The organism is Streptomyces africanus, from assembly GCF_002150735.1.
Taxonomy (GTDB): Bacteria; Actinomycetota; Actinomycetes; order Streptomycetales; family Streptomycetaceae; genus Streptomyces; species Streptomyces africanus.
Map to the genome: position 1 here is coordinate 1 of NZ_MUKA01000306.1, position 12,564 is coordinate 12,564.

10 protein-coding genes are annotated in these 12,564 nt (G+C 72.0%); 5 read left to right on the forward strand and 5 right to left on the reverse strand.

Annotated features, from left to right (window positions below; all coding sequences use genetic code 11):
• The 4 genes from CCL05_RS32525 to CCL05_RS32540 form a co-directional block, all read right to left on the reverse strand.
• Positions 1–811, reverse strand: an 811-nt coding sequence (locus CCL05_RS32525; RefSeq protein ID WP_086564262.1) for a winged helix DNA-binding domain-containing protein, incomplete at its 3' end; no start/stop codon positions are given.
• 54 nt (positions 812–865) lie between these two features.
• Positions 866–1,717, reverse strand: a complete 852-nt coding sequence (locus CCL05_RS32530) for an aldo/keto reductase (protein WP_086564263.1) — start codon at positions 1,715–1,717, stop codon at positions 866–868.
• 58 nt (positions 1,718–1,775) lie between these two features.
• Positions 1,776–2,810 carry a zinc-binding dehydrogenase gene (locus tag CCL05_RS32535; RefSeq protein ID WP_208641667.1) on the reverse strand — a complete coding sequence of 345 codons (1,035 nt, stop codon included), beginning with the start codon at positions 2,808–2,810 and terminating at the stop codon, positions 1,776–1,778.
• A 51-nt stretch (positions 2,811–2,861) separates the two neighbouring features.
• Complete coding sequence (locus CCL05_RS32540; protein ID WP_086564264.1) at positions 2,862–3,839, reverse strand: aldo/keto reductase; 978 nt, start codon at positions 3,837–3,839, stop codon at positions 2,862–2,864.
• Positions 3,840–3,967: 128 nt separating this feature from the next.
• Here CCL05_RS32540 and CCL05_RS32545 point away from each other — a divergent pair, with 128 nt between their 5' ends.
• Positions 3,968–4,876, forward strand: coding sequence for a helix-turn-helix transcriptional regulator (locus tag CCL05_RS32545; protein ID WP_086564265.1), 909 nt, complete (start codon positions 3,968–3,970; stop codon positions 4,874–4,876).
• Between the two features lie 30 nt (positions 4,877–4,906).
• Here CCL05_RS32545 and CCL05_RS32550 read toward each other — a convergent pair whose 3' ends face one another.
• Positions 4,907–5,872, reverse strand: coding sequence for a YihY/virulence factor BrkB family protein (locus CCL05_RS32550; protein WP_086564266.1), 966 nt, complete (start codon positions 5,870–5,872; stop codon positions 4,907–4,909).
• Positions 5,873–6,013: 141 nt separating this feature from the next.
• On the opposite strand from CCL05_RS32550, the gene CCL05_RS32555 reads away from it, so the two are divergent.
• From CCL05_RS32555 to argG, 4 genes are all read left to right on the forward strand, one after another.
• Entirely contained in the window at positions 6,014–7,822 is a 1,809-nt protein-coding gene (locus CCL05_RS32555) for a methylmalonyl-CoA mutase family protein (protein WP_086564267.1), read from the forward strand.
• Positions 7,822–10,014 (forward strand): methylmalonyl-CoA mutase, encoded by a 2,193-nt coding sequence (gene scpA, locus CCL05_RS32560; RefSeq protein WP_086564268.1) that lies wholly within the window; start codon positions 7,822–7,824, stop codon positions 10,012–10,014. The genes CCL05_RS32555 and scpA overlap by 1 nt, the downstream gene beginning before the upstream one ends.
• Complete coding sequence (gene meaB / locus CCL05_RS32565) at positions 10,011–11,003, forward strand: methylmalonyl Co-A mutase-associated GTPase MeaB (protein ID WP_086564269.1); 993 nt, start codon at positions 10,011–10,013, stop codon at positions 11,001–11,003. Before scpA ends, meaB begins: the two co-directional genes overlap by 4 nt.
• 73 nt (positions 11,004–11,076) lie before the next feature.
• Complete coding sequence (gene argG / locus CCL05_RS32570; protein ID WP_086564270.1) at positions 11,077–12,531, forward strand: argininosuccinate synthase; 1,455 nt, start codon at positions 11,077–11,079, stop codon at positions 12,529–12,531.
• Positions 12,532–12,564 lie beyond the last annotated feature (33 nt).

Genomic DNA, 12,564 nt, shown 5'->3' on the forward strand with positions numbered 1-12,564 from the left:
GGGTGTCCGGGTCGGGGCGGGGGGCGTCCGGCAGGTCGAAGAGCTCGACGCCGCTCTCGTCCCGGAAGGTGACCAGCCGCGGGCGGAGACGTTCGAAGGCGTCGCGCAGGCGGGTCAGTCCGGCCCAGGTCTGCATGTCCCGCACGGAGGCCGGGCCGAAGGCGGCGAGGTAGCGCAGCACCATCGCGTCGGGCGTGGCGGCCGGTGCGGCGGGGCGGCCGAGCCAGTGCTCGGCGGTGGTCAGACTGACCTGCCCGCTCCGGCCCCACAGGCCGCGCGGGGTCACCTGCACGAGCGGCAGCCGGCACCGGGCGGCGACGGCCAGGGCCTGCGGATCGGCGTCGGGCCACTCCTCGAGCAGGGCCTCGCGCAGCTGCTTCATGGTGCGGGGCTCGGTCTCGACGAGGTCGCGGGCGAGGGCGGCGAGGCGGTCCAGGTCGACACCGGCGAGTCCCTTGCGGAAGTTCGTCAGCTCCCGGTCCCGGGCGGGCTGCACCAGCGGACGCAGGGTCAGGCAGTCGTCCGCGGTGTGGGTGTGGATGGTGGAGCGCATCGTGACGATACGAACGACCTCGCGGTCGGCCATCAGCCTCGACAGCGCCTCGGGGGCGAAGCCGTCGAGGCGGGCGGCGAGCGCGTAGTACGGAGGCTTGACGTTCTGCGCCTGGAGGCCGACCAGGTGCTCGACGGCCGCGGCGGCGGAGATCCTGGCCGGGCGCAGGAGCAGCTGCCGGTCGAGGGTGGCGCGGTTGAGGGCCCTGGTATCGAGGTGGGGTGCCGTGCCCGCGACGCTCCGCTTGGTGTTCGTCATGGGAGCACGGTAGCGAGAGTCGCGGACAGGTTCTGGCCGCGATGACGTCCCTGATCAGTCGCTCAGGCGCCACTTGCCGAGCCGGCCGACCATCTCCGGGTCGCGGTGGTCGAAGAACAGGGAGGCGCCGGTGTCCAGGGTGGCGATGGACGCCATCTGGTCGTCGGTCAGCTCGAAGTCGAAGACGTCGATGTTCTCCGCCATGCGCTCGGCGCGGACCGACTTCGGGATCGTGACGATGCCGCGCTGGATGAGCCAGCGCAGGACGACCTGCGCCACGGACTTGCCGTGCTGCCGGCCGGTCTCGCTCAGGAGCGGGTTGGTGAACAGGTTGTTCCTGCCTTCGGCGAACCCGCCCCAGGACTCGGCCTGGATCCCGTGCTCGCGCATGAGCTCCTGGTCGGCGGCCCGCTGGAAGAACGGGTGGATCTCGATCTGGTTGACGGCGGGCGTGATCTCGTTGTTGACGACGAGGTCGACGAGCCGGTCGGGGTGGAAGTTGGAGACGCCGATCGCCTTGGCCCGGCCGTCGCGGTGGAGGGCTTCCATGCCGCGCCACTGGCCGTGGACGTCGCCGTAGGGCTGGTGCATCAGGTACAGGTCGACGTGGTCGAGACCGAGCTTGCGCAGCGAGGCGTCGAAGGCCCGCTCGGTGTTCTCCTCGGCGGGCGTGTCCTGCACCCACAGTTTGGTGGTGACGAACAGTTCCTCGCGCGGGATGCCGCTGTTCCTGATGGCGCGTCCGACGGCCTCCTCGTTGCGGTAGGCGGCGGCCGTGTCGAGCAGCCGGTAGCCGGCCGCCAGGGCCTCGGTGACGGCCCGCTCGGTCTCCTCCGGCGGGATCTGGTAGACGCCGAAGCCGAGGATCGGCATCTCGACGCCGTTGTTGAGGGTGACGGTCTGCATGAAGGATCTTCCTTGTCGTGCCGGGCGTGGCGGTCATGGCGGTCGTGGTCCGGGGCGGTCAGAAGCGGATGAGCGCCTTGAGGACCCGGCGGTCCGCCATCGCACGATAGGCGTCCGGGATCTGGTCGGCGGTGAAGCTCCGGTCGAAGACGCGGCCCGGTTCGATGGTGCCGTCCAGGACGTCCGGCATCAGCTCCTCGATGTAGGCGCGGGCCGGGCTCGCGCCGCCGGTGAGGGTGATGTTCCGCATGATCGTGGACGGGCCGAGGGGCCCTTCCTCGTACTGCGGGACGCCCAGCCGGCTGATGGTGCCGCCGTCCACGACCGCCGCCAGGGAGGTCTGGAGCGTCTGGAGGGTGCCGACGGCCTCGATGACCTTGTCCACACCGTCGCCGCGGGTCAGTTCGCGGACGCGGGCGACGCCCTCCTCACCGCGCTCGGCGACCACGTCGGTGGCGCCGAACTCACGGCCCAGGTCGGTGCGGGCCTCGTGCCGGCCCATCAGGATGATGTGTTCGGCGCCCAGCCGCCTGGCGGCGATGACCGCGCACAGGCCCACCGCGCCGTCCCCGACGACCAGGACCGCGTCGCCGCGGCCGACGCCCGCGGTGACGGCGCCGTGGTGGCCGGTGCCCATCACGTCCGAGAGCGTCAGCAGTGAGGGCAGCAGCGGGGAGCCGGCGTCGACGGGCAGCTTGACCAGGGTGCCGTCGGCCTGGGGGACGCGCACCGCCTCGCCCTGGCCGCCGTCCACGCCGTCGAAGCCGTACCGGCCACCTCGCCGGCACGAGAAGTGCAGGCCCCTGGCGCAGTAGTCACAGGTGTTGTCGCAGTACGTGAACGGCGCGACGACCAGGTCACCGGGTTCCAGGCCGGACACCTCGGAGCCGGTCTCCTCGACCACGCCGAGGAACTCGTGTCCCATCGGGCGGCCGGTGCCGGTGGCGGGCAGGGACCGGTAGGGCCACAGGTCACTGCCGCACACGCACGACAGGACGGTACGCACGACGGCGTCGGTGGGCTGCTGGATCCTGGGGTCGGGCCGGTGTTCCGTCCGGACGTCGCCGGCGCCGTACAGAACGGCTGCACGCACGGGTTTCTCCTCTTCCTTGACAGGGTGTCGCAGAGCCGGGGCGGCCGCTGCTCAGCGTTCGAGCATCCGCAGGCCGGCCTCGGTGTGGGTCTCACCGGCGGCCGGGGGCAGGCTGCTGAGCTTGTCGAGCTGCTCGGCGGTCAGCCGGATGCCGTCCGCGGCCGTGTTCTCCTCGACCCGGTGCACGCGCTTGGTGCCGGGGATCGGCGCGATGTCGTCGCCCTGCGCGAGCAGCCAGGCGAGGGCCACCTGCGCGGGTGTGGCGCCGGCCTCGGCCGCGACGGCCTGGACCTCGTCGGCGAGGCGCAGGTTGCGCCGGAAGTTCTCGCCGGTGAAGCGCGGGTTGCCGTGGCGGAAGTCGCCTTCCTCGAAGTCGTCGGTGGAGCGGATCTTCCCGGTGAGGAAGCCGTGCCCGAGCGGCGCGAAGGGCACCAGGCCGATGTTCAGCTCACGCAGCACCGGCAGCACCCGCTCCTCCAGGCCGCGGGTCCACAGGGAGTACTCGGACTGGACGGCGGTGACGGGGTGGACGGCGTGCGCGCGGCGGATGGTGTCCGGCCCGGCCTCGGACAGGCCGAACGCGCGGACCTTCCCCTCGGCGACCAGCTCGGCCACGGCGCCCGCCGTCTCCTCGATGGGCGTGTGGGGGTCGACCCGGTGCTGGTAGTAGAGGTCGATGTGGTCGGTGCCCAACCGCTTCAGGGAGCCTTCGACGGCCGTGCGGATGTTGGCCGGCCCGCTGTCGAGATTCCAGGGCCCTGCCCCGGCGTGCGAGACCAGGCCGAACTTCGTCGCCAGCACGACCTGGTCGCGGCGGCCCTTCAGCGCCCGGCCGAGCAGCTCCTCGTTGGTGTACGGGCCGTAGATCTCGGCGGTGTCGAGGAACGTGACGCCCAGTTCCAGCGCCCGGTGCAGGGTGCGGACGGACTCCGCCTCGTCGGTCCCGGAGCCGGTGTAGCCGTGGGACATCCCCATCGCCCCCAGGCCGATCCGGGAGACCTCCAGGTCGCGCAGCTTGATGTACTTCATGGCATCCACCGTGCCGCCGCACGCGCCCCCCAGGGAGGCCGGGCCCTACCGGGGGGTGAACAGCGGTGGGTATGACAGGGCCCCCCTCGCGGATACCGCCCAGGTGGCAGCGTTGCGACACTGGGTCCATGGCACCGGAGCAGCACACCAGCGGCGACGAACTGGGGCGCTTCCTGCGCGCCCGCCGCACCCAGACCAGTCCCGAGAGCGTCGGCTTCACACCGGGCGCGGGGGTACGCCGGACGCCCGGTCTGCGCCGCGAGGAACTGGCGTCCCTCGCCGGGGTCAGCATCGACTACTACATCCGTCTGGAACGCGGCAAGGAGACCCGGCCGAGCCCCGGCGTCGTCGACTCCCTCGCCCGTGCGCTGCGCCTCGACGACGACGAGCACCACCATCTGCGCGAGCTCGCCGCCCGGGCCGCCAACTACGCGCCCGAGCCCCCTCCCCCGCCCGGCCGGACCGTCCGGCCGCACCTGAAGCTGCTCCTGGAGACGATGCGGCCGAACCCCGCCTACATCGTCAGCCGCAGCATGGACCTGCTCGCCTGGAACCCCGGCGGCCTCGCCCTGTACGCCGGCATGGCCGACTGGCCCGCCAAGCAGCGCAACCTCGCGCGCTACCTCTTCCTGCACCCCACGGCCCGCGAGCTGTTCCCCGACTGGGAGCCCCTGGTCCGCTCCTGCGTCGCCCGGCTTCGCGCCCAGGCCGGCGTCAGCCCCGACGCCCCCGACCTGACCAGTCTCGTCGGCGAACTCGTGCTCAAGAGCCCCGACTTCGCCAGGCTGTGGGAGCGCTACGAGGTCATCGGCCGCAAGAAGGTACAGAAGACCTTCCACCACCCCGAGGTGGGCGTCCTGACCCTCAGCGGCCAGAACATGCACCTCGAAGGCACCCCCGGCCGGCGCCTCGGCGTCTACACCGCCGAACCCGGCACCCCCGACCACGACGCGATGCTCCTGCTCGACATGACCGCACCCGAGCCCGCCGGACACCCCGAAGCGAAGCCCGGCCGGCAACGCCCCGCGCAGTCCTGACGCGAAGCCCCTTCCTGCTGTCGTCCGGCCTCACGCACCGGGGCCGGGGTCCGGCTGGACGGCTGACTCGATGCCGGCGCGGGCCGCTTCCAGCTGGGCGGCGAACGCGATGCCGAGGAAGAGCGCGACGGCGGTGAGGTTGGCCCACAGCAGCAGGGCGATGAAGGCGGTGAGCGGCCCGTACACGGCGCCGAAGGCACCGCTCTCCTCGACGTACAGCGCGAGCAGCCAGGTGGCCGACACCCACAGCAGCAGATGTACGGCCGAGCCGAAGGCCAGCCAGGTGTAGCCGGGCTGGACGCGGCGGGGCGACCAGCGGAAGATCACGGCGGAGGCCACCCAGGCCAGCGCGAGCCCCACGGGGATGTCGAGCACACTCCACCACCGCGACCCGCTGTCCGCCCAGCCGGCCGAGTCCGCCACGGCGTCGCCCACGGCCTCGCCGGCGACGAGTACGACGAACCCCAGCACCAGGGGCAGACCGGCGGCGAGCGCGAGAACGATCGCCCGCCCGTACTTGCGCGGGAAGGGACGGTCCCGCTCGATGCCGTAGATGCGGTTGGCGCCGCGCTCGATCTGACCCATGGCCGAGGCGAGGTTCAGCAGCGCGAAGCCCAGACCGAGCCACAGGGCGAGCGTGCTCCAGACATCGCCGTGCGCGGTGCGCCGCGTCCCTTCGAAGGCGTCCTCGACGATCTGCGCGCTGGCACCCGGCACGATGTGGCCGAGCGTGAGCTCGACGACCCGGCCCACGCCCTCCGTGTGCACCGACGTGGCCAGCCCGACGAGCGCCACGGTGCACGGGACCAGCCCGAGCACGACCTGGAAGGCGAGGGCCCGCGCGTTGGTGAAGCCGTCCGCGTAACGGAACCGTGCGAAGGCGTCGGCCAGCAGCCGCAGCCCTCCGTAGTGGCGCAGGGCGGTGAACGCCTCGTCTCCGGAGAGCTCGTCTCCGATCATGTCCCGGGTCTGCGGGACGTGGACAGCGGTACCCATGGCGTGGATGCTCCTTGCTCTGAGACGGCTCCCTTTCCGGTTGCCCGTGAAGCGGGGAGATCACGGTCACAGAATCGGGGAGGGCAAGGTCACAGCCCTGCCCACTGCTGCTCCTCTGTGTCCGTGTCCTAGCATCCGAGCATGACGGTCCTGCCTGACGACGGGCTCGAGCTGGCCGGCGACTTCCCTGATGTGCCCCATGAGCAGTGGCAGCGCCTTGTGGCGGGTGTGCTGCGCAAGTCGGGCAAGGAAGTGGAGGGCGCCGAGGCCGAGGAAGCCCTGTCCACCGCGCTGGAGGACGGGCTGCGCACCCGGCCCCTCTACACCGCGCACGACACCGCGCCCGAGCCGGGCCTGCCCGGCTTCGCCCCCTTCGTGCGGGGCGGCCGGGCCGAGGGGAACACGCTCGGCGGCTGGGACGTACGGCAGCGGCACACGGTGGCCGACAACTCCGCGGTGCTCGCCGACCTGGAGAACGGCGTCACCTCCCTGTGGCTGGCCGTGGGAGAGGGCGGCATCCCGGTGCCGGAGCTCGGCCGGGTCCTCGACGGTGTCCATCTCGACCTCGCGCCCGTCGTCCTCGACGCGGGAAGTGAACCGGGGCCCGCAGCACGGGAGTTGCTGCGGCTGTACGAGGAGCGCGGTGTCGCCCGGGAGGCGGCGCGCGGCAATCTGGGCGCGGATCCGCTGGGGCACGAGGCCCGCAGCGGGCAGCGGGGCGACGTCGCTCCGGCGGCGAAGCTCGCCCGGCTGTGCGCCGAGGGATACCCGGGGCTGCAGGCGCTGACCGTGGACGCCCTGCCGTACCACGAGGCCGGCGGCTCGGCCGCCCAGGAGCTGGGCTGCTCGCTGGCCACGGGAGTGGCGTATCTGCGGGACCTCACCGAGGCCGGGCTGAGCGTGGAACAGGCCTGTGCGCAGCTGGAGTTCCGGTACGCGGCGACCGCCGACCAGTTCCTGACGATCGCCAAGCTGCGGGCCGCGCGCCGGCTGTGGGCGCGGGTGGCCGAGGTCTGCGGGGCGCCGCGCGCGGGGGCACAGCGCCAGCACGTCGTGACGTCGCCGGTGATGATGACGCGCCGCGACCCGTGGGTGAACATGCTGCGCACAACCATCGCCACGCTGGCCGCCGGGGCGGGCGGCGCCGACGCGGTCACCGTGCTGCCCTTCGACCACGCCCTCGGCCTGCCGGACGCGTTCGCCCGCCGTATCGCCCGCAACACCTCCACGATCCTGATCGAGGAGTCGCACCTCGCCCGGGTGATCGACCCGGCGGGCGGCTCCTGGTACGTGGAGCGGCTCACCGACGAACTCGCCCACGCCGCCTGGGAGTTCTTCCGGCGGATCGAGCGGCTCGGCGGCCAGGCGGCGGCCCTGCGGTCGGGGGACCTCGCGCAGGACCTGGCCGACACCTGGCAGGCGCGCACCGCGAAGCTGGCCACGCGGCGCGAACCCGTCACGGGCGTCAGCGAGTTCCCGTTTCTCGCGGAGAAGCCGGTCGTCCGCGAGAGCGCACCCGAGCCGCCGTCCGGCGGGCTGCCGCGCGTGCGCCGCGACGAGGCGTACGAAGCGCTGCGCGCCCGCTCCGACGCCCACCTCGCCGCGACCGGCTCCCGGCCCCGGATCTTCCTCGCCGCGATCGGCCCGGCGGCAGCGCACACCGCACGCCTCACCTTCGCGTCGAACCTCTTCCAGGCGGGCGGCATCGAGCCCGTCACGGACGGCACCTTCGAGGACAGCGGCGCGACGGAGGCCGTGCTGTGCTCCAGCGACGCGCTGTACGAGGAGCGGGCCGAGGCCACCGCCGAGGCTCTGAAGGCCGCCGGCGCGCGGCAGGTGTTCCTCGCGGGCCGTCCCGGGCAGTACGCCGGTGTCGACGCGTACGTCTTCGCGGGCTGCGACGCCGTGGCCGTGCTCTCCGCGACCCTCGACCGCATGGGAGTCTCCTGATGACCGCCCCCTTTGACCGTTCCGTCCCCGACTTCTCCGGGATCGAGCTGGGGACCCCGGCCTCCGGCGGCGGCCCCGACGAGTGGCGTACGGCGGTCAAGAACGCCTCCGGCGGTGACGACCTGCTGTGGGAGACCCCGGAGGGCATCGCCGTCAAGCCGCTCTACACCGGCCGCGACCTGGAGGGCCTGGACTTCCTGGACACGTATCCGGGCGCGGCGCCGTATCTGCGCGGCCCGTATCCGACGATGTACGTCAACCAGCCCTGGACGATCCGTCAGTACGCCGGTTTCTCCACGGCCGAGGAGTCCAACGCCTTCTACCGGCGCAACCTCGCGGCCGGGCAGAAGGGCCTGTCGGTCGCCTTCGACCTGCCCACGCACCGGGGTTACGACAGCGACCACCCGCGGGTGACCGGTGACGTCGGCATGGCGGGCGTGGCGATCGACTCGATCTACGACATGCGGCAGCTGTTCGACGGGATCCCGCTGGACAGGATGACGGTGTCGATGACGATGAACGGCGCCGTGCTGCCGGTGCTGGCGCTGTACATCGTGGCGGCCGAGGAACAGGGCGTGCCGCCCGAGAAGTTGGCCGGGACCATCCAGAACGACATCCTCAAGGAGTTCATGGTCCGCAACACCTACATCTATCCGCCGAAGCCGTCGATGCGGATCATCTCCGACATCTTCGCCTTCACCTCGCAGCGGATGCCCCGCTACAACTCCATCTCCATCTCCGGCTACCACATCCAGGAGGCGGGCGCGACGGCCGACCTGGAGCTGGCGTACACCCTCGCGGACGGCGTGGAGTACATCCGCGCGGGCCGTGAGGCCGGCCTGGACGTGGACGCGTTCGCGCCCCGGCTGTCGTTCTTCTGGGCGATCGGCATGAACTTCTTCATGGAGGTCGCCAAGCTGCGCGCGGCGCGCCTGCTGTGGGCGAAGCTGGTGAAGCAGTTCGACCCGAAGAACGCCAAGTCCCTTTCCCTGCGCACCCATTCGCAGACCTCCGGCTGGTCACTGACCGCGCAGGACGTGTTCAACAACGTGACGCGCACCTGCGTCGAGGCGATGGCGGCGACGCAGGGGCACACGCAGTCGCTGCACACCAACGCCCTCGACGAGGCGCTGGCCCTGCCCACCGACTTCTCGGCGCGCATCGCCCGCAACACGCAGCTGCTGCTCCAGCAGGAGTCCGGCACGACCCGCGTGATCGACCCGTGGGGCGGCAGCGCCTACGTCGAGCGGCTGACGTACGACCTCGCCCGGCGGGCCTGGCAGCACATCCAGGAGGTCGAGGCCGCGGGCGGCATGGCCAAGGCCATCGACGCGGGCATCCCCAAGCTGCGCATCGAGGAGGCCGCGGCCCGCACCCAGGCCCGGATCGACTCGGGCCGGCAGCCGGTCATCGGCGTCAACAAGTACCGCGTCGAGACCGACGAGCAGATCGACGTCCTCAAGGTCGACAACTCCTCCGTGCGCGCCCAGCAGATCGAGAAGCTGCGGCGGCTGCGGGCGGAGCGGGACGAGACGGCGTGCCAGGACGCGCTGGAGGCGCTGACCCGGGCCGCCGCGGGCGAGGGCAACCTGCTGGAGCTGGCGGTGCGCGCGGCCCGTGCGAAGGCGACCGTCGGGGAGATCTCCGACGCCCTGGAGAAGGCGTACGGGCGGCACGCGAGCCAGATCCGTACGATCTCCGGCGTGTACCGCAACGAAGCAGGGGAGTCCCCGTCCGTGGACCGCACCCGGGCCCTGGTCTCCGACTTCGAGGAGGCCGAGGGCCGCCGCCCGCGCATCCTGGTCGCGAAGATGGGCCAGGACGGCCACGACCGCGGCCAGAAGGTGATCGCGACCGCCTTCGCCGACCTCGGCTTCGACGTGGATGTCGGCCCGCTGTTCCAGACGCCGGCCGAGGTGGCCCGGCAGGCCGTCGAGGCGGACGTGCACATCGTCGGTGTCTCCTCGCTGGCGGCCGGTCACCTCACGCTCGTCCCGGCGCTGCGCGAGCAGCTCGCCGAGGAGGGGCGCGAGGACATCATGATCGTGGTCGGCGGGGTGATCCCGCCGCAGGACGTGCCGACGCTGCTGGAGATGGGCGCGGCGGCGGTCTTCCCGCCGGGGACGGTCATCCCGGACGCGGCGTACGACCTGGTGAAGCGGCTGTCGGACGGACTCGGGCACGACCTGTGATCGATGTCGACGCGTATGTGAAGGGCGTACTCGACGGGAAGCGGGCGATCATCGCCCGGGCCATCACGCTCGTCGAGTCGACCCGCCCCCAGCACCGGGCGCTGGCCCAGGAGTTGCTGACCGCGCTGCTGCCGCACAGCGGCAGGGCCCGGCGGATCGGGGTCAGCGGGGTGCCGGGCGTGGGCAAGTCGACGTTCATCGACGCGTTCGGTTCGATGCTGACGGGACTCGGGCACCGGGTGGCGGTGCTCGCCGTCGACCCGTCCTCCAGCCGGACCGGCGGCTCGATCCTCGGCGACAAGACGCGCATGGAACGTCTGGCGGTGGACCCGGCGGCCTTCGTCCGCCCCTCCCCCACCGCGGGCACGCTGGGCGGGGTCGCCAAGGCGACGCGTGAGTCGATCGTGGTGATGGAGGCGGCGGGCTACGACGTGGTCCTGGTGGAGACGGTCGGCGTCGGCCAGTCCGAGACCGCGGTAGCGAACATGGTCGACTCCTTCCTGCTGCTCACCCTCGCCCGCACGGGCGACCAGCTCCAGGGCATCAAGAAGGGCGTCCTGGAACTGGCCGACGTGATCGCCGTGAACAAGGCGGACGGGCCGCACGAGCGGGACGCCCGGGCCGCCGCGCGGGAGCTGGCCGGCGCGCTGCGGCTGATGCACGGCAAGGACGCGTTCTGGACCCCGCCCGTGCTCAGCTGCAGCGCGCGGGAGTCGAGCGGCCTGGACACGGTGTGGGAGCGTCTCGAACAGCACCGCACGCTGCTGGACTCGACCGGCCGCCTCACCGCCAAGCGCCGTGACCAGCAGGTCGACTGGACCTGGACCATGGTCCGCGACGAGCTCCTCGGCCGCCTGCACGCGGACCCGGCGGTGCGGGCGCTGGCTCCGGTGCTGGAGCAGCGGGTCAGGGAGGGCGAGCTGACGCCGACGCTGGCGGCCGAGCGGATCCTCGGCGCGCTCGGCGGCTCCGAGGCGGCGGATTCCTGAGCCGGAAGCACCCGGAACGGCGAATTCGCATACCCGGCTTGCATGACTATGCAAAGTGATACATACTCTTTCTATGTCCAAGGTCCTCACCTCCCTGCCCGCCGGCGAGCGCGTCGGCATCGCCTTCTCGGGCGGTCTCGACACCTCCGTCGCGGTCGCGTGGATGCGCGACAAGGGCGCCGTCCCGTGCACCTACACCGCCGACATCGGCCAGTACGACGAGCCCGACATCGCGTCGGTGCCCGGCCGCGCGAAGACCTACGGGGCCGAGATCGCGCGTCTGGTCGACTGCCGCGCCGCACTGGTCGAGGAGGGCCTGGCCGCGCTGACCTGCGGGGCGTTCCACATCCGCTCGGGCGGGCGGGCGTACTTCAACACCACGCCGCTCGGCCGCGCCGTCACCGGCACGCTGCTGGTCCGGGCGATGCTGGAGGACGACGTCCAGATCTGGGGCGACGGCTCGACCTTCAAGGGCAACGACATCGAGCGGTTCTACCGCTACGGCCTGCTCGCCAACCCGCACCTCAGGATCTACAAGCCCTGGCTGGACGCGGCGTTCGTGACCGAACTCGGCGGCCGCAAGGAGATGTCCGAGTGGCTGGTCGCCCACGGGCTGCCCTACCGCGACAGCACGGAGAAGGCGTACTCCACCGACGCCAACATCTGGGGCGCCACGCACGAGGCCAAGACCCTGGAGCACCTGGACACCGGCGTCGAGACCGTCGAGCCGATCATGGGCGTGAAGTTCTGGGACCCCGAGGTCGAGATCGCCACCGAGGACGTGACGATCGGCTTCGAACAGGGCCGCCCCGTGACGATCAACGGCAAGGAGTTCTCCTCCCCCGTCGACCTGGTCATGGAGGCCAACGCCATCGGCGGCCGGCACGGCCTCGGCATGTCCGACCAGATCGAGAACCGGATCATCGAGGCCAAGAGCCGCGGCATCTACGAGGCGCCCGGCATGGCCCTGCTGCACGCCGCGTACGAGCGGCTGGTCAACGCGATCCACAACGAGGACACCCTCGCCCAGTACCACACCGAGGGACGGCGACTCGGCCGGCTGATGTACGAGGGCCGTTGGCTTGACCCGCAGGCGCTGATGATCCGCGAGTCGCTCCAGCGCTGGGTGGGCGCCGCCGTCACCGGCGAGGTGACGCTGCGGCTGCGGCGCGGCGAGGACTATTCGATCCTCGACACGACCGGCCCGGCCTTCAGCTACCACCCGGACAAGCTGTCCATGGAGCGCACCGAGGACTCCGCGTTCGGCCCGGTGGACCGGATCGGCCAGCTCACCATGCGCAACCTGGACATCGCCGACTCCCGCGCCAAGCTGGAGCAGTACGCCGGCATCGGTCTGATCGGCACCGGCAGCCCGACCATCGGCGCCTCCCAGGCCGCCGCGACCGGGCTGATCGGCACCATGCCGGAGCTGCCGCAGGGCGGCGCCGAGGCCATCGCCTCCCGCGGCGAGGTCTCCGACGAGGACGCGTGGCTGGACCGCGCCGCGATGGACTCCGGCACGGACTGAGCCCACGGAGGGACCCGAACGGGAAAGGCCGGC